The sequence below is a fragment of the Metabacillus malikii genome, from assembly GCF_030813355.1.
Classification (GTDB): Bacteria; Bacillota; Bacilli; order Bacillales; family Bacillaceae; genus Metabacillus; species Metabacillus malikii.
Genome location: NZ_JAUSUD010000009.1, coordinates 1 through 25,003 on the forward strand (window position 1 = coordinate 1; position 25,003 = coordinate 25,003).

The window sequence follows — 25,003 nt, forward strand, 5'->3', positions numbered from 1 at the left end:
ATGAACACCCTTGCTTTCAGCTATGTACTTACCGCTACCAGGTTGTACTCGGGACTTTCACCCGTTAGAGTTCGCCCATGCTGGGCGAACAAAAAACCTACCATAAAATTTATGATAGGTTTGAGTATGTATTGTATGGCGTCCCAGGAGGACGTGTATATATAGGTAGAAACTCTTGAGAATACATGGTTTTAGGATGAGCTTGTGTAAAATATGTGTAAAAATATTTTATGTATAAAGTTTGTTAATGTTAATACCATTATTAATTATGGCATATTTTTGGAGAAAATCAAAATAATAAGGAGTACAATCTTTAGTAATTTTTTATTATCTAGTATAACTCTTTATAAGAGCATTTAATTTATCATTAGCATGAATATTCACGTCAACTCTCAGCCACTCATGTACTTTAAATTCAACTGCTTGTTTTTTATTTAAAATAGTTAAGATTGCAACGAACGAATCGTCATTTTTATTAATATATGACTGCCATTCATTATCAATAATACCCTTCCCCACAACATCCGATTTATCCGATTCATTAATTAGACGAATACATGTGTTGATTGCACCTACCAACCGGTCTATAAATACTTTTTCTTTAATCATTGGCATCCCCCAGATTTCGCTTATTGATTCAATATATATTTAGATAGCAAAAGAAAAATACATAAAAAAAGAACCTACTAACAGATTTTAGTAGATCCCTTTTTAAAAATTATGAATATAATGCTTGTTTTACATTAATATTCCCAACAATTAATTCATACTTTAGGAATTTATAACGAAGGTAGAGAGATATATCATCTTCGTGTGTGGAAATAATTAATTGCCTATCCTTAAAATCATTCCGTAGCAGTTCGACAAAAGAAACCATGTTCATTTCATCCATTGTTTGTACAGAGTCGTCAATCAAAAGTGTCTTAATTCCAGAATTCCCATATACCTTGTTCAGAGCCAGCGTAAGGGCTATTACTGTTGACGAAAGCTGCCCGGAACTGAATGAATGGACAATGTCATGGTCTGTTTCAACCGGTGGTACAAAATTTAATGTTTTTAATTTTAATTCCCCTGTTGCTTCTGTCTCTTTTTCTTCCTTAATAAAAACACCAATTCCTCTTTGATGATTTTGTATGATTTTACCGCTATAAATATAAAATGGTATTTCAATATCACTAATCATCTTAGCTCGATGCTTGTTTATTTTATCATTATAATTATCAATAAGTCTGTTAATAGAAGAAAGTACTTCATCGATTTTTCTGAGTTTTTCCCTTATGGCTTTTGCACGTCTAAAATTTAAGCTTGCTTGGAGAAAATACTGATACTCTAGATATTCCTTTTTCTCTTCTATTGATTCAAGGTTAATCTGTTCCAGCAACTCATGCTCATTATTTAGTCGTTCATTAAAAACCCTCTTTAGATGCTCCATGTTCTCCCTACAAAATTCATTTACCATTAATTTTTTATTTATTATTTCCTGTTGCAAGGCTTGAACTCTTTCTTCTAAATCTGTAACAATATTCATTTCATGGTTGATATAAATGTCGATGTTAATCTGTAATTCTCTAAACCAATTTTTTGCTTTTTCCATATCAGGGATAGTATTTTTGTACTCAATCAATTGGAAAATAAAATCCTTTTCCAATTTACTTTCTAGCAACCATTTTTCAATTCGTTCTATTATAATACTAATATGATTACTATAAAGAGTTTCTAACTCATTATGAAAGGTCTTAGCACTTACGTCTAAGGAAGCTCTTAAATTATCCGTTTTTTCATTAATCTGAGAAATGAGGACTGCTAAACTTTCTTTGGAATGTCCACACAGAGGACATTCTTTATCAAATTCAGGCTTAACTTCGATGTATGTATTAAAATCCTTTTCTAATTTACTACGCGTTTGTATCATCTGGCTAACGATCGAGGACATGTTATTAGAATTAGCCTTATACGATTTAATCAGTTCAAGTCTTTGCTCTACAATTTCTTTTTCGAAAGGTATGTCTATGTTTTCAAAAATAAAATTCCAATCCACTTTTCTTTGTAGAATTTCCCTATTCTTTAATGTTGTTAGTATAACATTAAAATTTTCCTGATTATTATACTGTTTTTCCAGTTTTTCAAGATTTGTATAAAAGTGGCCAAGAATAATGATTCCCTTTAACTTGTTTTCTGCTTTTATTACATTATCTAGCTTTTCATTACTTAAACCTTTTTGAAAATCTTCTTTGTTTAAGAGAAGATTTTTTAGTAAATCAAGTTCTTTAATGTATTCCTGTTTTAGTTCTTGGTCTAGCGGTCGAATGTTTTCTTTATCCCAAGGAACATTTAAAATTTTCTCTTCGCTTATAAGAGGTTTATAAGGAAACTCTTCAATTTCCGATTTACTATCTTTACCAAGTACATCCTCTAGATTACTCAAATCCTTTACAGACTGGCTTTTATATTGGATTAATTTATTTCTTGTTCTTTCAAGGAATAGTTTTTGATTAGTTTCTTCTTCAATATTAAATAGTTTCGAAATTATGTCCATTCTATCCTTGTCGGTCTTTTTAAATAGATGTGCGCTTTCTTCTTGTTCAATATAATGATACAAATTAAACCTAACATTTAAGTCCTTCATGCCAAACAATTCATTGAGCTGATTATCGGTTATAGCCTCTTTATTTTCCTCATCCTCAAAACTAGTTAATTTATATAGCTTATATCGAGAAAAATCCTGGGGTTTTTTTTGACTAGCTAGTAAATTGGAAGGAGGCGTAAGTACCCTTTGTAAAACTAATTTATTTTCTGAGGAATGTTTATCAGTAAATTCAATTGTTATTATAGTTGGGAGACTTTGATCCTTACTAAACAAATGATCTTGAAACCCCTTATTCCCCGCAACAATCTTGTTGGATTCTATTCGCCTAACAGAACCAGTTATCAACAATTGAATGGCATCAAAGATGGTTGTCTTCCCAAAACCATTTGGACCATCAAGGACATTCAAATTAACTCCTTCAAGTTCAATTGTTGCTTCATCAATTGATTTGAAGTTTTTTAAAGATATTCTGGTGATTATATAATTATTCATCATCAGTAACCCCCACTAACTTCAATACTTCCTGAATAGAGGGATCACTATCATTAGTTTCTCTCAACCCCATCAGTGCCTCCCAGATACTTCTATCACTATCGTCAATTGCCCCAATGATATCATTCAATATCAAATCCATTTCTTTATGTTGGTTTTTTATGCTAAGATACGGAAGCTTAATAAACAGTTTTGAAATAAGATCGTACACCAAGGAGTCTTCATTTATTTCTCGATGTTTAAAAACTGAAAATTTCTCTGTATCATAAAGAATATTATTTAAAAATGATGTCACATCTTGGTGTGATTCTTTGAATAAAGAAGTGAGCATTGCTTCCTGTTCACTCGTGTATGTAAGTATATATTTCTTAAAAGTATATGGATCCTCTTCAATATCAAAAATTAAAGATTGAATAGCGGAAGTATATTCTAAAGAATCAACTTTTAACATAATAAGTAAGGAAAGATTTTTGTCCATCCCTACAATTGCGCCTCTTTCCACAGACAAATCTGAATGGAATTGTTCTATAATTTCTGTTAATAAATCTATTGAAATTTCTTCTTGGCTAATAAAAAAAACTGTGAGGAAATCGAATCCGTTTCCATCCATACGATCAGCTTGGAAAGCCCTGGTATCCGTTAAACAATTCTCATCAATACTAAACCCATTCTCAAGTAAGATTCTTTTCATTAATTCTCTCACGCTTAAACAACTCCATTGCAGATTCTACATTCACAAATTGCATTTTTTTATGTTTTGTTATAGTGTCTTTTTCTTTAAATCCAGGAATAACATTTACATAATCATTTCCTGTATCAACAATTTTACCTTCAAAGGGACCCTCTAGTTCATTTGTAATAACTTTATGTACATCAAATAGCAAATAAGCCAATTGATTATCGTTTTTTAATGCCTTAAATATCTTCTTCCCTTGATTTTCAGCCTCATTCTTCCCCCAGGTTTCTGCTATAGTGGTAATCAAGTGATGGACCCCTTCCGCATTCAATACAAACATTTCTTTTACACCCTCGATTTTAAGTGCGAAATGTCCCGCATTCATTACCATTGGGAAAAGGGTTTTATGAACTCCTGCCTTTACAATTAGTTCTCTTAAATTAATAGGTTCTAGTTTCCTTGTGTCCACATTGACAGTGGGTGTTAACTTTTTGCATAATAACAAAAAGTCATGGTCGCTTAGTCTACATATCCATTCCCAATTTTCCTTCCATGCTGAACATTTCTCAGGATCTAGGTCAAATTTTTCACAAAATTCTATGAAGTAGGTAGATAGGATGTTCTTGAGCATACTCGCAGCGGTTTTTTCTGTAAAACCAAACACATACTCATTGGTAAGAATATCTACAAATATTGAATAGGAGATTCTAATATCTTTTTCCTTATTTGCATGACCTTTAGCTACAGACTGATTGATTTCATTAATAAAATTTAAATAAAGAAAGTTAATATTTTCATTCCATTCAACCAGCTCGTATTTGCATAATTCCTTATTCTTTTCTAAAAACCTTTTAATTTCTCTTTTTATTTCATCTTCAATTTCTAACCTACCAATGACACACCTAAATTCATTGTCTTCTTCTTGGTTCAATACTAATTTTCTAATTGTTTCGTCAAACTTTCCTTCATTAAACAGTAAATTACTATACTCTAAAAGTGTCTGCTTATTCTTTTCGGATTCTATACCTTCAAGTTCCGATTTAAACTTTTCTCCTTCTGGAATTTTAAATTGATGACATGTGTGTAGAAAACATTGAGTAATCGCTGGATATTTAGCACACTTCCCCAATAAATCATGTATTGCTCTTTTATATTTTCCAAATGTTGTTTTATCTTGGTACGCTTTAACTTGATGGATTGTCAAAGGAAATCCTTTATAATTAACACTAAAATCCTCTATTGATTCTATCTGCAATTCATATTCTTCTAATTGAACTCTAGATAAATCCATCTGATTCAATTGTTTCATCACCCAATAAATAGAAACCTGTCCTTGATAATCAAAACCACTCCATGTAGATGCTGCACTGTGAGTATCAGACTCTTCTATAGTTAATTCTTCTACTTTAGTATCCATTTTTTCACCCCCAATATTAAATGTTATCTTATGACTACTATATTGATGATATCAAAATACGACAAAATATCCCAGAAAAGTCAAAATAATTTTATATTTCATGTTTATTTAACGAATTTTATTGATAATGGTAATCAGCAATTACTAAACACTTATAACAATACAAAATATAAAAAAGTCCTAGATCCTTAAAAAACTGAATCTAGGACTACATAATTAAATTAACTTATCGTTTTAGTTGCATTCTCTTTAACCTGATTGATTATATGAACAAGTTTCTTCTGTTTGCCTGCATCAAATAATTTGATAAAGCTCTGAGGTTTATCGAATGGTGGTTTGGTAAGTTCAGCAGCATTTTCAAAATAACCGTTATGCTCTATATAATCAATGACTTTGTTTACGAAAGCAATTTGATTAGCATTAAGATTCTCCTCGTTTATGAATGCGGAGAAAGCTTTTAATGCTGCTTCTCTTTCCATCTTTGCAATTCTCCGGACAAGTAGACCAAACGGGGTGTCTTTAAAATTTTGTTCATAGTCTTCTTTCGTCCCAAGTTCTCCGGTAAAGATTTTTTCTAGCGTCTTATAATCAGACTCATTGAGAGGGATATTATTTCGTAATTTATGAATAGCTATATTGTTCTTGTTTTCTTCTATATACTTATTAACCTTTAGCTTATAGTCCTCAAAATCATAGGATAATTCAAATTCTTTTCCTATTGTTCGCTCTAATTCAACATCATCAAGATTTGTATAAACAAACTTAGGCGCATCTTCTACTGCAAATTTCATCAAATCACGAAGCTCTTGCCTAATTCTTTCGAAATTTAGGATATCTGCTCCATCCCAAAACTCATCTTCTGTAACTTCTTTTAAGATAGGAATCTTCTCTTTAACCGCTGGAATCGTTGCTTTCTTTAAAAGGATGGAGGCTTTTGCAATTGTAGCATTTTTGAATCTTGTTAACATCTTCGTTCCCTCTATTTGAGACAACATCAACCCATAGATTAAGTTATCAAATTCAACTGCCTTTTCATCATTGTCATTCAATGAAACTAGGTCAGCGATATTTCCGATTAGATCAGATTTATCTTGTTCAGTAAGACAGATAAAAGCTTCTTTTGAATTAAATTTATCGACATATTTTCTTTTCATTTTTACATCAATTCTATCAACAGAAAGCATAGCAATTTGCTGAAAAACTTCTTTTATCATTGAATTCCTTAGCTTTTGAAAATCTTCCTCCACAAAAGCTGAGTCCTGCATATGGAATATGAGCTTTATTTTCTTAGCAAAAATCCCAGCTTGTGTTGACACACTAGCTCCTGCGTCAATCCCATTCTTTTTCTCTCTAAAGAACTCAAAATTCCCTAGATAATCAAATATATAAAAATATTCCTTATCCTTTCCCTTTCCAAAAAGGTCAGGTCGAATTCTCGTTCCCCTACCAATCATTTGCCAAAATTTAATTTTCGAACGAACACGTTTAAAGAAAACTAGGTTTACGATCTCTCTAACATCAATTCCAGTATCAAGCATATCAACTGAAACTGCTATATGTGGTTCTTTGACTGGGTTTTTAAACTGTAAAATTAAATCCTGGGCATAGTCATCCGAGCTTACAATACGCTTGCAAAATCCGCCTTTGTATTCTGGGTATAGCTCATTAAAACGGTCCACAATAAACTGGGCGTGTCTCTTATTAGTAGCAAAAATGATTGTTTTCCCTAATCGAGTGCCACTCGCATCTTTAAAGCCATTCGTCATAAGATCATTGATTACATGATCAACCGTATTCTGGTTAAATATAAATTTATTGATTTCAGGAGCAGGAATTTCATCTGGCATCTCACCGTTTTCATCCGTAAAGTCTTCTTCATATCTTTCTCTTTCTTCCTTTGAAAGATCCTGATAGGTAATTCCTTCAGATAAAAACTTTGTAGTAACCTCAATATTATGGAACGGGACCAATACATGGTCCTTATACACTGCCGTGTCATAATCATAGGCAAAAGTTGGCACATTCTTTTGGACTTGAAAAAAGTCATAAGTACTACTATGGACGTCTTCCCTTGGTGTTGCCGTTAAACCAACTACATATGCATCAAAATAATCAAATATAGCCTTATATTTCTTGAAAATACTTCTATGACTCTCATCAACGATGATAAGGTCAAAATGTGCAGGGGTAAATAAGCGACTACCATCAGGATTTCTAGCACTATCTATAGAATTTAGCATCGTTGGATAGGTAGAGAATACTACCCGTGCATTTTTATCATCTTTATTCGATATAAGATTACATAAGGACATATCCGGGAGATAAATTTTAAAATCACTCTTAGCTTGAGTTACTAATGCCGTTCTATCAGCTAAAAACAATATATTCGTAATATAACCGCCTCTTGAAAGGACATCTGTTAAACTAGCAGCAGTTCTTGTCTTCCCCGTCCCAGTCGCCATAACTAAAAGAGACCGCATATGTCCTTTTTCAATATTATCAGCAACTGCTCTTATCGCTTCTTTTTGATAATATCGGTCTGTAATCTTATCATCTATTTTAATTTCACTAAGATTCTTTCTCGAAAACCGCCGGTTATAAATTTTATGTAAATCATCTCTTGAAAATACACTACTAACCGCCCTTTGTGGACTGGTCTTATCGTCCCATATAAAGTAATCATACCCGTTCGTATTAAAGATGATAGGCCGATGTCCCGTCATTTGTTCAATGCAGTTAGCGTATAACCATGCTTGATGAGTACCCTTTTTTGGATCCTTGATTGTTCTTTTTGCCTCAATGATAGCAATAGGTGTTCCATCTTTCCCCCAAAGTACATAATCAACAAAGCCTTGGCCAGAACCTAATTCCTTAGGCATACCACAAACTTCCATTTCTACTTCTACACAATCTTTTTTGGCAGATTGAGAGAAGCTCCAACCAAGTGTTTTTAGGTCTACATCGATATACCTTTTTCTTGTTGTAAATTCAGAGATATCTTTACTCGTGAATCTCCTTTCTGCTTTATGCTCATCCTTATTTGCAGTATATTCCTTGCTCTTTTTCTCAAGCTCTGCCACAAGTCTGGCAATTTCCTTATCCTTTTCATTAATAAGCTTATCCGTTTTCTTTTTAAAGCTCTTAAGTTCATTAGACAATTGATTCTCAATATTCTTAGCTAATTCCGCATTGTCATCTGCTTTAGGTATAAGCTTCTCATCAAACTTTCTATCTTCATAATCAGTTCCATAGCAATAATCAATCCATTGGATAAATTCAAATAAAATTGAAAGTGATAGAATTGCATCATTTTGAGAAATTGATTTTTCCGTATGTACAGCCATGTTTCCAACCTTAACAATATACTGAAGTTTCCCCCAGGTAGTCGGATCAACGGCATAACGAAATGATTCCTCGTGCACTAGAGCCTGCAGGTTGTCTTTATATGGCATCTTCATGGTAGTATCTGCAGAATAAACCCATTTAACTGCTAACTCGAATGCCTTTCTACTTCCAACTGCAGACATAGCAGGAGAAGTTATTAATACATTTTCGGCATCCAAGCAAGCTTTGGAAAATAGCTTATATTCAGAATAATCTTTTAAAAATTGAAAATTGGTTGCCACATAATCACCTGCTTTCGCTAATCGAAATATTTACTCATAAGACTATTGAAAAGATTTTGGCTTTCTGTGATGGACTGTTTTACGATTGTTTTTTGTTCCTCAATCTTTGATACTATATCGGCAAATTTGTTTTGTAACTCTAGTGGTGGGAGAATAATTTCCAAAGATTCGATTTGTTGCTTTGTAATTGCTTCTCTCGTTGCACCACTTCCTGTTGCTACCTTCCACAACTTTTGTTGATAGCTCTTATTGGTAAATAAGCAATTTAAAAATAAAGAGTTTATATAATCTTTGATTGGTCTTATTATAGCAACATGTTGATTAACTCTAGCTGGTAGAATATCATTTGGGACAATACAACTTCTTGCTACTGAAGCACCCGTAATATTTAACAAAACATCGTTTTTTTCTACGATTACATTTTTCAGCTTATCTGCTTGTTCTTCGTCTATATGAGCTAAATCCTCATATTTGAAGAATCCATTATAAACATTTAGACTCCTAATTAAACTAATTCCAAACTCTTTATAACTTTGATTTCCACCTTTAGGGGTAGCACCTGAACCAATTTTAGTTGCAGCTTCTTTGCAAAGTTTTATCTCCCATCCTTTTTCATTAGTAACAGGGTCACCAAACATTTCATGAAAAGTTGCTTCGATTAAGTAATCTAGTTCTTTAAGCTGTGTTTTATGAACATCGATGATTTCTTGGGTTTCATCTAAGATTTCAGCAATATTGTTTTGAACATCCAGCGTTGGTAAAGGAATTTCAATATCTTTAAGCTGTTTTAAATAAATACCTTTCTGTGCAACTCCCCTTGACTGTTGTTGTAACTTTGGCGTTATATTTATAAGAGAGTACATTAAGTACTTTGAATTTACAATTTCATGAATAGGTTTTAATACAGCCACACTTCTTTGTAAAACAAATTTCCTCATTGTATCAGATACAACAGCAGTTCTTCCGACAGTACCAACGATCGTTAATAGAACATCTCCACCCTCTACATTAGTTCGTTTATTTTCTTTAAAAAAGTCAGCTTCTTGCAAATATCTAGGCTCATCGAACGTAATCTTCCCATTGTAAATATTCTTAGAACTCAACATCAAAAAGTCACTGTATTCGATACCTGCAGGTGGATTATGACTTCCATCAGTAATTAATTTACATACATATTCTAGTCTTTGCATCCTTCTAAAACTCATTTTTTAATAGCCCTCTCAATTCTTCCATCTTATTGCCTAATTTTAAGGATAATTCATCGAGACGGGCCATTATTACTTCTGGCTTTTCATATTCTACTTTTTCATATTCGATTTCTTTGTATCGATTTATCGATAAATCATATCCATTGTTCTCAATCTCTTCTTTATCAACTAGGAAGCTTTGCTCTGTTTTCTTCCTATCTGTTTCGTTTTCGAGATTATGAAACCTGTTAATAATATCAGGGATATCACCCTCAGTCCCTAATTTATTCCGCTTATCATCTAGTGAATAGCCATCAAATTTCATATCATAAAACCATACTTTATTTGTTCCACCTGCATTAGTCTTTGTAAAAATAAGAATAGCTGTTGAAACACCTGCATATGGTTTGAATACTCCACTTGGCATAGAAATAACTGCCTGTAGGTTTTGGTTTTCCACCAATTCCTCTCTAAGTGATTTATGAGCCTTTGTTGTACCGAATAGTACTCCATCTGGAACAATGCATGCACATCTTCCTCCCAAATTCAGCATTCGAATAAACAAGGCAATAAAGAGTAACTCTGTCTTTTTTGTATTGGTGATTGCTTTTAAGTTGTCGTGAATACTTTCAGCATCTATTGTCCCTGTAAAGGGTGGATTTGCTAAAATCACATCATATGTATCTGTTACATCGTTTTCCTTAGATACACTATCAGCATAATTGATTTGTGGGTTTGAAATAGAATGTAGCATTAAGTTCATTGCAGATAAACGAAGCATCGTACGGTCCGTATCAAATCCACTAAAGGCCTCACCTTCAAACTTCTCCCACTGTTCTGTTGTCATTTCACTTTCGTATTTATTTCTTACATATTCAGCAGCAGAAACTAGAAAACCAGCTGTTCCACATGCCGGGTCACAAACTTTGTCATCCGGTGTAGGTTGGAGTAACTTAACCATCATATCTCGTATGTGCTTCGGTGTTCTGAATTGCCCATTTTGACCCGCAACAGACAGTTTGCCGAGCATATACTCGTATAAATCCCCCTGCATATCGAGATCTTTAATGTCATGTTCGTATAATTCATCTAATCCTGTTATGATTTTCTGTAAAACTTGTGGTGTAGGAATTAGGAACATCGCGTCTTCCATATATCTTGAAAATGCAGATGTTTTATTGCTATTTATCGATTTAATAAAAGGGAACACCCTTTGACCAATTATTTCATAAATTTCTCTTGCATCCTTATCCTTGAATTTTGACCACCGCATTGCTTGACCTTCATTGGTCTGTGGGAAAATTTTGTTTTTTACTTCTACACCCAGTGCCTCTAGGCTTTCATTTTCTGTTTCTTTTTCATCTAAAGAACGGATGAACATCAAATAAGTCAATTGTTCAATAACTGTTAGAGGTTGTGTAATTCCCCCAGCCCAAATATCCGTCCATATTTTATCAATTTTATGTTTTATTTCTCCCGTAATCATCTTGGTTCACCTAATGCTTTCTGTTATTATTTAGAACTTATTTACTATTATGATACCATATTTATCAAGAAAACTCCCATGCATATCATGGAATTGTATTGTCTCTGATTAGTTTTTATTATTTTCATAAAAGTCTATAATACTAATTAGTTATAGATAAAATGTCATTATCATGAAAATTTAGAGATTTGAGGTGTAAGAAATGGAAGAAAACAGCTCCTCTACAAATGCATTTACTTGGACTTCTTTTTACATGGAATTTGCAGATAAGCTTTTAAGTTATAAAGATCGACGAAAGGAGCTTTTAAGCTTACTAGAAGAGGTATATAGTGGTTTGAATATGCGCTTCCCGTTCACAGAAAATAACGAACCTATTGATGATATATGCCCCTTCACTGTTATTGGAAGTTTTAATAAACGAATTACAAATGAAAATCGGATTGCTATAGCAAAAGCAATAAGTAATAAAATTGGTATTAAAGCTGAGGTACCAACTCAATTTGATGGTATTCCTGTTTTAAACAATATGAAGGCTTGGTTTTTTGCATATAAAGAAGATAGAAATTTAGATGATATTCCAAACCTTTGGAACATGTTTGAAAAAGCGATAGAATATGCAGACCATCCATCGGAGGATCTGGTATCAGGATTTATCGATAGTTATGACAAGGTGAGTAAGCAACTAGGTATCAAGTGGAATCTGACGATGGGACTATATTGGATTCGTCCCTTTTTCTACATAAACCTAGATGAAAGAAATAGATCATACCTATTAAATAGTCCAATTTCAGAAGGCGTTTCTAAAATTTCAAGTTTAAAGCAACTTCCTAGCGCCCAAGATTACTTAAAACTGATTAAGTACATTCATGATCATTTTAATTCGGAAAATTTCCCATATGGTAGTTTTCCCGAATTATCTTTCGCAGCATGGAAAGCACCAACTCCTAAGGAAGTAAAACAAACTAAATCCACTGCTAGTTTTCTTAAGTGGTTTGCACCACTTATTAATGCATTAAAAAAGATTGGTGGTTCTGGATCACCAGAAGAGGTTCGGAAACAAATCATTTCTGACTTAAATCTATCAGATGAAATCATCAATGAAACCCGAGGAAAAAGTGGCGTTAATAAATTTGAGAATGAAGTAGCGTTTGCAAGAAATTATTTGGTTTACGACGGGTACATAGACAATTCTGTTCGTGGCACATGGTCTCTTACCGAAAAAGGAAGAACAGCACACATCGATGATGAAATTGCCAGCCAAATATTCATTAAATGGGTAGATATATTAAAGAAACGTCGTGAGGAAGATTCGACACCTCAATCAGACGTGGTAAACAAAAACGAAAAAAAGTACTGGATTTATGCCCCTGGACATAAAGCTGCCAAATGGGATGAATTTTACTCTCAAGGAATTATGGGAATTGGCTGGGATGAAATGGGAGATTTAAAGCAATTCCCTTCAAAGGAAGCAATGAGAACTAAAATGAAAGAATTATATGGAGTAGAATATACTTATAGAAATGATGCTCATGCAACATGGCAATTTGCCAATGAACTATTACCAGGAGATATAATTTATGTAAAAAAAGGTACCTCTAAATTAATTGGCCGTGGAATTGTCGACTCAGAATACATATATGATAAAGACCGCGATGAATATAAACATATCCATAAAGTGAAATGGAAAAATTATGGCGAATGGGAACATCCTGGACAAGCGGTTAATAAAACACTTACTGAAATTACTTCTTATACAGATTACATCCGAAAACTTGAAGAAATCTTCATGGATGAAAATGAAGAACTGGAAGAGGAAGTAGAAGTTGATTATGATCCATATTCAGAAACTGACTTTCTAAGTGAAGTTTTCATGGATGACGAAAGATATAACACACTAGTGAGCCTACTTAAATCTAAGAAAAATATTATTTTACAGGGAGCACCTGGTGTCGGAAAAACTTTTTCAGCCAAGAGACTTGCCTATTCAATTATGGGTGAAAAAGACGTTAGCCGTATCATGATGGTTCAATTTCATCAAAGTTATAGTTATGAAGATTTTATCATGGGTTATCGTCCTACTAAAAATGGATTCGAACTTTCAGAAGGACCTTTTTATGAGTTTTGTAAAAAGGCGGAAGAAGATGATCGTGATTACTTTTTTATCATCGATGAGATTAATCGAGGTAATTTGAGTAAAATTTTCGGTGAACTACTGATGCTCATTGAAAAAGACAAGCGTGGTCAAAAACTACGCCTACTCTATTCGAATGAATTATTTTCAGTTCCTAAGAATGTATATATTATTGGCATGATGAATACTGCAGATCGCAGCCTTGCTATGATCGATTATGCACTTAGAAGAAGATTTGCATTTTACAAATTAGAACCTGCTTTTGATTCTGATGGTTTCCAAGCAATAATGAGTGAGGCAAACAATCTGAAGTTCTATGCACTTGTTAATCAAGTAGAAGCATTAAATGAAGCTATTAGCAAGGATGAATCATTAGGGGATGGATTCCGTATTGGCCACAGCTATTTATGTGCAGATGAAGAAATAACAGATGAATGGTTATCTTCAGTTGTCGAGTATGAATTGTTGCCTCTATTAGATGAATACTGGTTTGACGAACCATCCAAGATTGAACATTGGACAAATAAACTTCGTGGTGCCTTAAATGATTAGAATTAAGAACATTTACCATATGCTAGCTTATGCTTTTCAAGTTTTAAGAAAAGATAACTACGCAAAGTTAGCAACAGAAGAATTCGAATATGCTTCTGATTTATTTGCTGCAATTCTAGCTAAGGGAATCGGCAATCAAATTAAAAGAGGATTAGGCAGGGATTATGTTGACCAAACAGAGTCCCTCAGGTCTCCAATTGGTAAAATCAATATATCACTCTCAGTAAAACAACAAACTCTGTTAAAAAAGCAATTGGTATGTACATTCGATGAATATACGGAAAACTCCTATATGAATCAGATACTTAAAACGACTGCTCTTTTATTAATTAGGACTCCAGAAGTGTCATTTCAGCATAAGAAAGCGTTGAAGAAAGTACTGCTATATTTTTCTAATGTAGAAGAAATTGACTATCGCAGAGTTCAGTGGTCCAGCATTAAGTATCATCGTCACAATGCTACCTATAAAATGCTGATTAACATATGCTACTTAGTTATTGAGGGTTTGCTACTTACTGAGCAAGAAGGCTCTCATAAGTTGGCAAAGTTTATAGACGACCAGAAGATGCATCGACTATTTGAGAAGTTCGTTCTAGAGTATTATCGGAAACACTTTCCACAATTCAACGCTTCTGCCTCACACATTGATTGGGATGTGGATGATGGAATGATAGAATTTTTACCTACTATGAAATCGGATATTACACTCTATTATGAAGATAAAGTTCTTATAATAGATACTAAATACTATGGACGCACTATGCAAACAAACAATTATTATAATAGCCGTAGCTTACACTCTCATAACATGTATCAGATATTTACTTACGTAAAGAACAAAGATTACTCAAATTCAAGTAATGTTAGTGGCATTTTACTTTATGCAAAAACAGAGGAAGAGATTGTACCTGACAGTGATTTCTTAATGAGCGGAAATAGAATAGCTGTAAAAACACTGGATATGAATAGGGATTTCTCCAATATTGCAAAGCAACTGAACATGCTGACTGAAAAGTATCTTCTCTAATAACCAAAAATGGTATCAGCAGTTTATTATGTTACTACCATTTGATGATCTTTTCTTAATATACAGACCTTTTACAGCCATACTAAATAACTGATTAAAAAAGCTATAGACTGAAAAAAGTTGTTTTCAGTTTATAGCTAAATTTTTATTCTAGATATTCTTTCCTTTGGTTTCCTTTCAACATAAATGTTTAATCACCTTTCCTTAATTAACGAAAGCTCACAGTAACAATAACCCTCTTAAAATTTCTATCTTGAAAAACAACAAATAAATTTGTTCCGGGTATATCCCAACGATTTAAATTATTCTTTACTTCGTCATAAGGAATATTAAGCAGTTGTCGTCGTAACCGGGATGTATCGATATTACGTTGTATACATCGTTTTTTTGCATGATCACTGAATTCAAAAGTATATCGAACCATATAGACTTCCCCTTTTTCTACGATGGTCAATTTATAAATATTCTTTATAAATTAAATTGCTTTCTGGTGAGATCTTTTATAGTGCCTCAACCCCTACTATTTCAGTAATACTAACCTTTTCTAGACAATTATCTTCATTTATTATTTCGATTCGTTTCTGAACGGGGTCAATTTTGTCTACAATCCCTCCTTGATATTTAATGCTACCCTTTTTATAGAGTTTAAAAATAATAGGAACTTGCGCTTCAAGGCTTTTGCCAATCTGCCTACTTACTTCTTCCCATTCATACTCATCTAATATTGGCTTTTCAACCTTTTCAGAGTTCATATATCTCTCCTTTAGCATCCGAAGGTGCTCAGGCATCATGAATGAGGTCCACTTCTTTGTTCCTCTATCCCTCAACAAGTCTTTTCTCTCCTTAAGCTTTTCATCAAATACTGTCATTTCCCAAGTTCTAATGTCATAGAAACCTGAATTTATCATTTCTTTCTGACTATCTAAATAGCTTATTAGATCCTTGGGGTAATGAGAGGTATTGTGATTAATTCTAACCCTTTCATCTGGACTATATAATAAGACTGAAAATAAGGAGCCCGAATTGAAGTCTACTCCAACACAAGTCAAATATGATAATTCCCGCGCGAAACGCACCACAAACATTAACCGAAATCTATCAGACACGTTTACCTCTCCTCTCAAATCATAAAGTAATATGCTAATTTTAGCAGAACATACGTTCTTTCCACAACAACATATTTGATTTATTAAAAAGAAATGTAATCGTGAAAAACGTTGCTTTCGGCATGGAGACAATCACTGTCCGATCATCATTATCAACAATCCTTACCTCTCGAACTCTATCTTTCACTATCGCCCTTTTTGTTAAAAAGAAAACTTTTTAAATTTCAAAAAAGCACTCCTACGAGTGCTCAACAAAAAAACTTATCCCTTACCCCTTCTTTTATGAAGGTCTTCTCATACAATTGATTGGCTTCAATCACCATAAAATCTATATCTTCTTTTTCAGTGGAATCTAAAGAAATCTTTCTACCAAAAGTCGGTGAGATTCGGCACAAGTTTTCTCCTAAAAGATAGCTTGCCGTGTAGGTCGCTGACTTTGATTGGACTTGGAAAGTTAAGTCTACCAAATTGGTTCCCCAACTTTTTAGACCACTCTTTTTTGCCACCGCATTACTTACCTGGTATATACTATCTCCTGTTCCAAGCGAGAGAATTTTCACTTGTTCTAATCCGAACCCTAGCTTTTTTGCCTCTGCGATAGCAACTAATATCGGATTATTGGCCCAAAGTCCTCCATCAATCTTACACTCCGCTTCCCCTATTTCTGCTGCTGGAAAGAATAATGGAGCTGCAGATGTGGCTAAAGCTACCTCCCACATAAAACGACAACCGTCTAAAATATAGTCCTTATGGTGTGGTGTTTTAAATACCTTTGGCTCTGCTTTATGATGTTCTATCGAAGGAATACACAGCATCGTAAGAGCATCTTCTAACCTTTTCTCTCCTAATACGTCTTTCAATAATTCTAGGAGTTGCTTATTAGAATATTTGGCCGACAGTAATGGGTTTGTTAAAAGATTTTTGGGGAAAATCTTTTCTCCCTTTTTTATGTAAATGTCTGATATGTTACCCGCTCTGATTCCTTTAGCTAGTCCTAAAGCGATAATCCCACCTGTGCTTGTACCACAAATCATGTCAAAAAACTGATAGATGGGTTTTCCAAGTTGCTCCTCAATTCTTTTTAAATAAACTGCTGGCAATATCCCCTTCATTCCCCCTCCATCAATGGAGAGAATCCTTAATTCACCAGGATGCTTCGTAGGGATATTTCCTTCTTTATGCTTTGTCCAGTCCAAATCATCGACTCCTACTCTTACGGGCCATGAGGGGCTTCTTTGCCCCACCATACCCCGTCTTTTAACCAACCTTCATAGAAAAACAACCATTCACACGTCCAAGGAATAATCGTGTCAGCTATTAACGTCTCCCCATTAAAACTCTTATCGTTTGGATGATACAAGCACAACGATTGATCACTATACCTATGCGGAGCACGTTCAAGCAATTCAGGTTCTAATACAAATACCTTTGTGTTTTTATATGGATGAAGCACAATATTTACTTTGTATTTTTCAGAATGTGGGGTAGGTTGTAAGTACCCCACCCAAACCCACTTCTTTCCTTCTTTTTTCAATTCGAAACCTGTAAATTTCATTTGGGTATGAAAATTTTGTAAAGCTATATTTAAATTCCGCTCGTTTGAAGGGGGTCTCGGACGAAACTTACTCATGTTCCCCTTCTCCATAGAAACGATGTTCTTTAATCGTCGTTCCTTCTTCCCTATTCAAATGTCCCTTTGAGTTAACCATAACCGTCCCTATTGCGATGTTTCTCGCCATGTTTTCAGTTTCTCCTAAAGATGAAGGGAAGTCAGCACTACCAAAGATGGCTTGCCATTTTTCTATGGATTTATCTTTGTCTTTTTCATCCAGTGCATCCTGACAATCGTCTCGAAGAGTAGTCAATTTCTTTAAAAAGCGCTGAGCTTTTAATTTCGACCAGGTTCGTGCAAGGTTTTCATCCTCTAGCGAAGGATTATCCACCCATGGTACATCTTCGTCGTTTTCCAACTCACTAACTAGTGAATTCACATCAACCACCATCACTTTTAGTGTTTCTACTAATGTTTCAGCAATGGATGGCTTTTTTATATGAGCATTGCCGACTAAGGTAGTTAGAAGAATCGACTTTGGAGCCGTATCTTCTCCTACCTTTTCATCGCGCCAATGTTTTAGTATTTTTACAGTTTGGGAGAAATACTTGTCCGATTCATCGTTGATGTTATTGCACCATTCCGTAAAGCCTTCTGGATTGGTCTCTACCCATTCTCCTTCCTTACGCGAAGGAATCTTGATGTGATTTTCATACTGAAAAGCAGGAACGACGTCTACGTGAAACTCTTTTGCATATTCAATTCTCACGCAACGGTCCTTAACTTTTACTCTATTTTCAAAACCACTATAACTCTTTATTCGATCTTTGATCCAATGAAGGTTTTCTTTTGGATCATCATTTTCTACTATATCCAACACCAAGACCACATCTACATCAAATTCTTCACGTGATTTTGGTCGCACTCCCGTGTCTGTACTGTATGAGCCCTGGGTAAAGTACGAAATAAAGTGGTCCTTTATTTCTTCATCTCCCTTAAACTTTTTCTCCCAGTTCCGTACGGCACGATCAATCTGTTCTACTCTCGTAGGGTTCAATGAGATATTTCCAACAAACTTCTTAAAATGGTCATTTAACTTCAAACACACAACTCCCTTTTCCAAGTCTATGTAATTTCTACATAGATTAGTATATTATGTTATTTCGAATAAATCAACATATAGTTGCGAATGTTTGTTCTTTAATACTATATATAGTTATCAAGACGATTTGCAAACTAAAAGTTACCCCTTACCTAATTCGACTCTCCTGTCCATCCCTATTAATCTTTATTTATGGGAAATGTTTTTTTAAATCAACAAAAAAATAAGACAAACAATGAGGGGCAACTATGAATAGGAAGTTTACAGATGAACAAGAGCAGCAAATCATATCTAGTTACTTAGGTGGCGAGTCACCTAAGAAAATTGCAGAAACACTTGGTACTAGTGACGTAACGATTAGAAATATTTTAACTAGACACTATGTTCCAAGGAGAAGAACACGCAAATTAAGCCATAGCCAAGAGAGCGAGGTTGTAAAGTTATACGTACAAGGGAAATCGTCAGTGGAAATAGCAAAATTATATCCTTTGAGTCAGAAAGCTATTAGAAACCTTTTACAAGCACATAATGTGGATATGAGGGATGGGAAGCTTTTTGATGAAGAAAAGGAAAAATTAATATGTAAGAAATATTTAGAGGATCGAAAATCGACTAACCAATTAGCAGCAGAATTTACCTGTTCTAAGGAAGCTATTCGAAGAGTTCTACTAAATAATAATGTCGAAACTAGGTCAAGGAAATGGGCTTGGATGCATAGAAAACCAAAATACAAAAAAATGACCATTTCTTTTCGAAAATTGATAACGAGAAGGAATCGTACTGGCTTGGAATGCTAGCAGCAGATGGTCACGTAGACAAAACAGGAGGGCGTTTCTACTTAGATTTAAAGGAAAGTGATGCTTATCATGTTAAGCAACTCGCAATCGATTTAGAGAGTGATGCTGAGCCTGCTCCAACAAAGTATAAAAGTGTCAGACTTACCATTATGTCAAGGCAGATTGCAGATGATCTAAGAGCCTTAGGTTTGAACCATGACAAGTCATACACGTTGAAATACCCAGAAATCCCAGAAGATATGCACAGGCACTTTCTCCGTGGTTTGATGGATGGTGATGGTTCTATTGCCGAGAGGAGTAATAACGCCCGATATCACGTCCTAGAGTTTGCTGGAACCAAGGATATTATCGAAAAGGTTAGGTTCATAATCTCTGATACACTCGGTGTTAGAGCACCCAAGATTTTTAAGCGTAAAAACTCCCCCCTCCACACAGTAAAATGGGGAAGCAAAGCTGAGATTTTAGCAATTTTAGATTGGTTCTATGAAGATGCTACCGTTTATTTAAAGCGAAAGCATGATATGTATTTATCGATACCAAGAGAGTATCCGCCTATAGAGAAATAGTTAGGTACCCTAATGTAGTTAACCTGACTCGGATATTGGAAATTAATGAATTTGGCGATGGTCAATGATATAAAAAAACTATTAAGGGGATAATATGTAGCATCATTGTGATGGAATTGCTGAGTTACGCAGACAGAGGTCAACAGCTTGCAATCTTAACAAATAATGTTGGGAGAATGGAAATTGAAATGACCAGAGGCATATATAAGGATACAACATTTAGCAAGTACAGAGCCTGACCAATACGAAACCATTTGCTATGCCGTAGATGACTACTGGTGGAAAACTATCATAGAGTCTTTAACAACTCATTACAGTATGGAAAGATACCGAGTAATTGATGACGAATTTAATATTCTCTATCCTACTGAGTTATAAAATAGAGAATAAGTAACAATCAGCTAAGTCAAAGTATATTGTCTGTAAAGCACAAAACAATGCAATGCTTAAGAAGGTGCCTTTTCAACATTTGATTGCTTTTGTCCACCATAAATTATCAATAACCGAATAAGATGCAATTTTTCATTCATTTGTTGCATAACATTTGGATATTTTACATTTAAAATTGCGTACTAAATTGCATTACAACTATATACACATAAAGAGCCGTAGCATTTAAAACGCTACGGCTCTTTAACACTTGTATTCTATTTAAAGGAGAATAATCTCTTCAATCTATTTATTACCCCTTTTTGAGCTCTTTGTTCTTCAAACGCACGCTCTTGTCTTTCTAGTTCTTCCTTCGCCCACCTAGCGTCTCTTGTAAGCATATCCTCAATCCACGAGGCATATTTACTGGTATATACTTTGCCAGATTCAGCTTTATTGTTGGTATCATCCTTCTCTTCATCTTCTAAATCCCTACCTTCAGATAATAAACTTTGATCCGCACCTACTGAAGAAGGGTCTTGTGCAGTCTTTTCTATTTCCTCGTTTTGTTTTTGATGAAGCATGTTGTCGTGCTTTAATAGGCTTTTATTATACAACTCTTTTAAACTAGGCTTATTAAGTCCTGTGAATTCAATGGTTAAACTATAAGGACCTAATCCTTCTAATGCTGCATTGATAATCGTCTGCCAAACAGAATCTCCATGATAGGGTATATTTTGTTGTACATCTGTTAAAATATATATTCCGGAAATTAGTATAGGCTTTCCTTGCTCACTAAGATAGTTAAAATAGTCATGATAGCCTTTGAACTTTTCAATCAGCTCAGATTTTTCTTCATTACTGCTTATAATTTCAAGAACATAGGGTTTATTACCCAGCTTAGAAGTAAATTCACCATATGGCTGTATCTTCTTTGCGATAGATACATTGTTTTCGATAGTTTGATAATGTTTGACACAATAAAATTTGTTTCGAACAAAGTATTCTGCATTTATTACCTTAATTGCGAATTCAACAAAAATCATATGTTTGCTGAGATCAGATTCTTTCAGCCTTAGCACGCTTTCTTTAAAATTCCCTTGAACCTTATCAAAGCCAGAGTAAGGATGTCTAGGATTAATATCAAAGTTATTATTAATAAAATTAATTCCTTCTTGTGTAAGAGAATGAATTTTCCCCCCATAGGGTAACCATACGTCTGAAGTAATCAAACCCTCATTTCTAAGAGTAACAATCTGTTTAGAGATCTTTGCTCTTAGTTTATTAGAATTATCATCCTCTGAACTATAGATTAACCGACACAGGTGGTCATTGGTTAAAGCTTGTAACTTGAAAATATAAAATAGTATTAGCTCTTTAGTTGCCATGTGTACCACACCTTTCTAATAGGAAATATTTAGGAACACCACAGTTTTTTTACTTGATGTTCCAGATAAGCTGACTTTAATTTAATTCCAACTAAACCCCTTTTTCTTATTTACTTCTGATTCGCCTCTTTTCTTCTCTCTTCTTCAAAACGCTTAGTAAGAAAATCAGTTTCTTCCTCTTTTTCTTTTCTCAGCGATTCAGTATTTTGGATGTTGTTTGAAGAAGAAACTAAATCTGGAATAGGAATATTTAGTTTTTGTACAAGTTCAATTCGATTAGATAATAGAGATTTAAAATCTGTGGTAACATTCTCACCACCTCGATGAAGTATTCTTACTGGAACAGACCAGCAATACCCTTTCAAGCCTTCTGCGGCGGCTTTAAATATAGTCTGTATTCGTTGGTCATTTTCTACTGTTAAATTGGATACTTTACAAACAAATAAAATTCCACCCCATGGTAACGGCTTATTCTTTTCTTTACAGTAATCAAAGAATCTTCTGTAGTTCTCAAACTTTGAAACTAATGATCCTTTTCGCTCAGTACCGGTATCTATTTCTATAGCAAACTTTGTCTTTTCCTTTGACAAAAATTCACCGTCTGGCCTAACTTTCCCCTGCTTTAAAATTGAAGAATGCTGGTCATTAGATAAAAATTCATACTCTTGAACAGCATATAGATTATGACGTACATTTCGGGGATGTTTTACTGCAAAATCCAAAAACATCATAGTGTGCTCTATATTTTTTAGAGGCGGTTTAAGAATTCTAGCATCAAAGTCACCATGATATTCACCATACCCAGCCATTTCGTTATTGGGATCTATAACGATATGTTCTTTGACGAATTCAACACCTTTTGATGCTAAATAAAATATCTTCTCTCTAGAATATGGGTAACAACTTTCTGAACGGATGAGTTTCTTCTTAGTCAACGACGAAGTAATTTTGGAGATATTGTCTCTTTGTCCCTTTGGATCCGAAGTCAAATGACTAAAATTTAGTTTTCTTATATGTTCAATCGTTGCACCACGATTTTCATATATGCGAATTGATACTTCTAATTCTTGTTTAGAAATACCGATCTTTTTCCAATAAATCATAATATTTTCTAGTCCTTTCTTTTTAGTATTTGTAATTGGTAGTTTTCAAAGAGAAGTAAGTGGAAAGTAGACTATATAGTTGCGGTGCTATAACTATCCAAAAACCTTTGTATAACAAGGGTTTAGCTTCTAAAACAACCCACAGCAACTCTGTAAGACAATTCTGTATAGAAAATTAGTCACTTTCTTTTCTTATTGAGCATCTTAGACTGTAGATTTACGGCACACATTGACTGTATACATTACATCCGACATACTTCTCCTAAATACTAGCTTGGTTATCGGCAGTACTTTGATTAATTCACACCCTCAAATTTTTCCAATTCAATAATTTCTGAAGCCGACAAAAAACAAAGAGATGTATTAACAACTGTAGAAATATTTAATAGTTGTACAAAAAATCCATAAATATAGACCACGCTTAATGGTCTATATTTATGGATTCAACTAATCATGATATTAACAGCCTAATGGTTTGCTTCTAGAACATTTACCCCATGTGTGAATTTTTTTACCATCAATCTATTAGGTCTTAAACCTTAAACCAAACTTTTGCACCAGAGTCTCTGACATTCGAATAGAACTCCTGGCCATCTTTACTAAATCGATTTGGCAGGAAGGTCATGGATGGCTGTTAGAACTTCGGAAATGAATTCAATCCAATTTACTCCAGGTTTACCTGCTTGTTCTGCCCTTATCACAATTCTCGCCGCATATTGATAGAATCGAGCAGGTACAGTTGACCCTGGTATTCTCCATTAAAACCGGATTCTATTATTAATCATTACTTGGTACAGGTAGTGTGAAAATCACTGTTTTACTGCTTGTGCAGCAATCAGACGATACTAGAAAGTCAGCTAAGTCGGTTATTGATAGTGTTCAGCAAAGATAAAACCTGTATATTGCCAGCTGCATTTACTTTGGGGAGTGGATGTACTTGGACATGCAGTTTTTTATTTTTATATATCAATTCTACAATAGAAACCGTTTTATCTCCCCTATACTCCCGCCTAATTTTTCATTATTCTCTATCGATTAGAGATTTATTATTCTATGAAGCGTTCTTCTTGGTACTATTTTGACGTCTATTTTTTACACTAAAATTCCAAAATTTGGCCCTTCCAGAATCGATAAAGATTTCCGATAACCAAGTATCTTTGATATTAGAAATCAAGGACAACCACATGCATGCTGTAGCAATCATTGTTTAATTGACTTTTCTAAGTACTTTTAAATAGATAAATACAAATTAATTCAATGGGTAAAACAACCCATCAACCAGGAGGTGAAGAAAATATGGCAACATCTTTAGCATTTCAAAATAAAAACAGTAGCAGCATAAGTGAATTCTTATATGACCCAACACCTGCGGCACAATTACTTTCAGTGAATATCAATATACCTATTCCTGCTGATAAAGTCATTATTTCAAAGGTAGAGTTGGAGGAATTAAAAAAGTTGCAGCTATCAGGAGTCTATTGGTCAATGAAAGACCTTGAAATAAAGGTTAATAGAAAAAGCGAATGGATCAAAGAAAACATTCTCTATCCTACTCGATTTAGAAATGTACTTGACGCAGACAATGGTGGCTTTGTTTACTATCCAAAATCAAAAGGGCAAACTTGGAGTTTTCAAGCGTCAAAGATGGCTAAGTTTCTAGATGAGAATTTTGACCGAATCTTTTCTTAATAGTTCCTTAGTGTTCAATATTCACCGTATAACCAAGCACGTATAAAGTTTTAAAATGTATAGGCTCAGAGGCTTAGCTCTGAGCTTTCGTATTTTTACTACTCAATTAAATTATCCATTTTATTGAATAGTATGGTTGTACTACGCAGC

The 25,003-nt window shown here is 34.1% G+C and carries 18 protein-coding genes; 5 read left to right on the plus strand and 13 right to left on the minus strand.

Annotated features, from left to right (window positions below):
- Positions 1–327: 327 nt before the first annotated feature.
- From J2S19_RS10285 to J2S19_RS10315, 7 genes are all read right to left on the minus strand, one after another.
- Positions 328–609: a hypothetical protein gene (locus tag J2S19_RS10285; RefSeq protein WP_307341082.1), complete on the minus strand. Its 282-nt coding sequence runs from the start codon at positions 607–609 to the stop codon at positions 328–330.
- 109 nt (positions 610–718) lie between these two features.
- Complete coding sequence (locus tag J2S19_RS10290; protein ID WP_307341084.1) at positions 719–3,079, minus strand: AAA family ATPase; 2,361 nt, start codon at positions 3,077–3,079, stop codon at positions 719–721.
- On the minus strand, positions 3,072–3,782 hold the full coding sequence (locus tag J2S19_RS10295; protein WP_307341086.1) for an ABC-three component system middle component 1: 711 nt from the start codon (positions 3,780–3,782) through the stop codon (positions 3,072–3,074). Before J2S19_RS10295 ends, J2S19_RS10290 begins: the two co-directional genes overlap by 8 nt.
- A complete protein-coding gene (locus tag J2S19_RS10300; RefSeq protein WP_307341089.1) occupies positions 3,751–5,172 on the minus strand; it encodes an ABC-three component system protein in 1,422 nt (473 codons plus the stop codon). The genes J2S19_RS10295 and J2S19_RS10300 overlap by 32 nt, the downstream gene beginning before the upstream one ends.
- Positions 5,173–5,393: 221 nt before the next feature.
- Positions 5,394–8,798, minus strand: coding sequence for a DEAD/DEAH box helicase family protein (locus J2S19_RS10305; RefSeq protein WP_307341091.1), 3,405 nt, complete (start codon positions 8,796–8,798; stop codon positions 5,394–5,396).
- A gap of 17 nt (positions 8,799–8,815) precedes the next feature.
- A complete protein-coding gene (locus tag J2S19_RS10310) occupies positions 8,816–9,988 on the minus strand; it encodes a restriction endonuclease subunit S (protein ID WP_307341093.1) in 1,173 nt (390 codons plus the stop codon).
- Positions 9,989–9,992: 4 nt separating this feature from the next.
- Entirely contained in the window at positions 9,993–11,471 is a 1,479-nt protein-coding gene (locus J2S19_RS10315) for a type I restriction-modification system subunit M (RefSeq protein ID WP_307341095.1), read from the minus strand.
- 202 nt (positions 11,472–11,673) lie between these two features.
- Here J2S19_RS10315 and J2S19_RS10320 point away from each other — a divergent pair, with 202 nt between their 5' ends.
- Entirely contained in the window at positions 11,674–14,154 is a 2,481-nt protein-coding gene (locus tag J2S19_RS10320; protein WP_307341097.1) for a DUF8426 domain-containing protein, read from the plus strand.
- Entirely contained in the window at positions 14,147–15,181 is a 1,035-nt protein-coding gene (gene mcrC, locus J2S19_RS10325) for a 5-methylcytosine-specific restriction endonuclease system specificity protein McrC (protein ID WP_307341099.1), read from the plus strand. The genes J2S19_RS10320 and mcrC overlap by 8 nt, the downstream gene beginning before the upstream one ends.
- 500 nt (positions 15,182–15,681) lie before the next feature.
- Here the strand turns inward: mcrC and J2S19_RS10330 are convergent, their stop codons facing one another.
- From J2S19_RS10330 to J2S19_RS10345, 4 genes are all read right to left on the minus strand, one after another.
- Positions 15,682–16,011, minus strand: a complete 330-nt coding sequence (locus J2S19_RS10330; RefSeq protein WP_307341101.1) for a YolD-like family protein — start codon at positions 16,009–16,011, stop codon at positions 15,682–15,684.
- Positions 16,012–16,535: 524 nt separating this feature from the next.
- Positions 16,536–17,483, minus strand: a complete 948-nt coding sequence (locus J2S19_RS10335) for a CBASS cGAMP-activated phospholipase (protein ID WP_307341104.1) — start codon at positions 17,481–17,483, stop codon at positions 16,536–16,538.
- A gap of 17 nt (positions 17,484–17,500) precedes the next feature.
- The gene (locus J2S19_RS10340) at positions 17,501–17,917 is read right to left on the minus strand and encodes a type II CBASS E2 protein (protein ID WP_307341106.1); all 417 of its coding nucleotides are present in this window, start codon (positions 17,915–17,917) and stop codon (positions 17,501–17,503) included.
- Entirely contained in the window at positions 17,910–18,941 is a 1,032-nt protein-coding gene (locus tag J2S19_RS10345; protein ID WP_307341107.1) for an SMODS domain-containing nucleotidyltransferase, read from the minus strand. Before J2S19_RS10345 ends, J2S19_RS10340 begins: the two co-directional genes overlap by 8 nt.
- Before the next feature lie 248 nt (positions 18,942–19,189).
- Between J2S19_RS10345 and J2S19_RS10350 the strand changes: the two genes are divergently transcribed.
- Positions 19,190–19,738, plus strand: coding sequence for a cyclin family protein (locus J2S19_RS10350; protein WP_307341108.1), 549 nt, complete (start codon positions 19,190–19,192; stop codon positions 19,736–19,738).
- A complete protein-coding gene (locus tag J2S19_RS10355) occupies positions 19,732–20,304 on the plus strand; it encodes an LAGLIDADG family homing endonuclease (protein WP_307341110.1) in 573 nt (190 codons plus the stop codon). The genes J2S19_RS10350 and J2S19_RS10355 overlap by 7 nt, the downstream gene beginning before the upstream one ends.
- A gap of 647 nt (positions 20,305–20,951) precedes the next feature.
- Here the strand turns inward: J2S19_RS10355 and J2S19_RS10360 are convergent.
- Both J2S19_RS10360 and J2S19_RS10365 read right to left on the minus strand, forming a co-directional pair.
- On the minus strand, positions 20,952–22,061 hold the full coding sequence (locus tag J2S19_RS10360) for a hypothetical protein (RefSeq protein WP_307341112.1): 1,110 nt from the start codon (positions 22,059–22,061) through the stop codon (positions 20,952–20,954).
- A 110-nt stretch (positions 22,062–22,171) separates the two neighbouring features.
- Positions 22,172–23,164, minus strand: a complete 993-nt coding sequence (locus J2S19_RS10365; RefSeq protein WP_307341113.1) for a replication-relaxation family protein — start codon at positions 23,162–23,164, stop codon at positions 22,172–22,174.
- Positions 23,165–24,460: 1,296 nt separating this feature from the next.
- Between J2S19_RS10365 and J2S19_RS10370 the strand changes: the two genes are divergently transcribed.
- Entirely contained in the window at positions 24,461–24,853 is a 393-nt protein-coding gene (locus tag J2S19_RS10370) for a DUF771 domain-containing protein (RefSeq protein WP_307341115.1), read from the plus strand.
- The last annotated feature ends 150 nt before the right edge of the window (positions 24,854–25,003 follow it).

Excerpts from the sequence above, each read along its gene's own strand:
- J2S19_RS10365 (WP_307341113.1), bottom strand. The coding sequence starts at position 23,164 with ATGATTTATTGGAAAAAGATCGGTATTTCTAAACAAGAATTAGAAGTA.
- J2S19_RS10360 (WP_307341112.1), bottom strand. The coding sequence starts at position 22,061 with ATGGCAACTAAAGAGCTAATACTATTTTATATTTTCAAGTTACAAGCT.
- mcrC (WP_307341099.1), top strand. The coding sequence starts at position 14,147 with ATGATTAGAATTAAGAACATTTACCATATGCTAGCTTATGCTTTTCAA.
- J2S19_RS10355 (WP_307341110.1), top strand. The coding sequence starts at position 19,732 with ATGCTAGCAGCAGATGGTCACGTAGACAAAACAGGAGGGCGTTTCTAC.
- J2S19_RS10300 (WP_307341089.1), bottom strand. The coding sequence starts at position 5,172 with ATGGATACTAAAGTAGAAGAATTAACTATAGAAGAGTCTGATACTCAC.
- J2S19_RS10320 (WP_307341097.1), top strand. The coding sequence starts at position 11,674 with ATGGAAGAAAACAGCTCCTCTACAAATGCATTTACTTGGACTTCTTTT.
- J2S19_RS10315 (WP_307341095.1), bottom strand. The coding sequence starts at position 11,471 with ATGATTACGGGAGAAATAAAACATAAAATTGATAAAATATGGACGGAT.
- J2S19_RS10370 (WP_307341115.1), top strand. The coding sequence starts at position 24,461 with ATGGCAACATCTTTAGCATTTCAAAATAAAAACAGTAGCAGCATAAGT.
- J2S19_RS10285 (WP_307341082.1), bottom strand. The coding sequence starts at position 609 with ATGATTAAAGAAAAAGTATTTATAGACCGGTTGGTAGGTGCAATCAAC.
- J2S19_RS10290 (WP_307341084.1), bottom strand. The coding sequence starts at position 3,079 with ATGAATAATTATATAATCACCAGAATATCTTTAAAAAACTTCAAATCA.
- J2S19_RS10310 (WP_307341093.1), bottom strand. The coding sequence starts at position 9,988 with ATGCAAAGACTAGAATATGTATGTAAATTAATTACTGATGGAAGTCAT.
- J2S19_RS10350 (WP_307341108.1), top strand. The coding sequence starts at position 19,190 with ATGAATAGGAAGTTTACAGATGAACAAGAGCAGCAAATCATATCTAGT.
- J2S19_RS10340 (WP_307341106.1), bottom strand. The coding sequence starts at position 17,917 with ATGAGTAAGTTTCGTCCGAGACCCCCTTCAAACGAGCGGAATTTAAAT.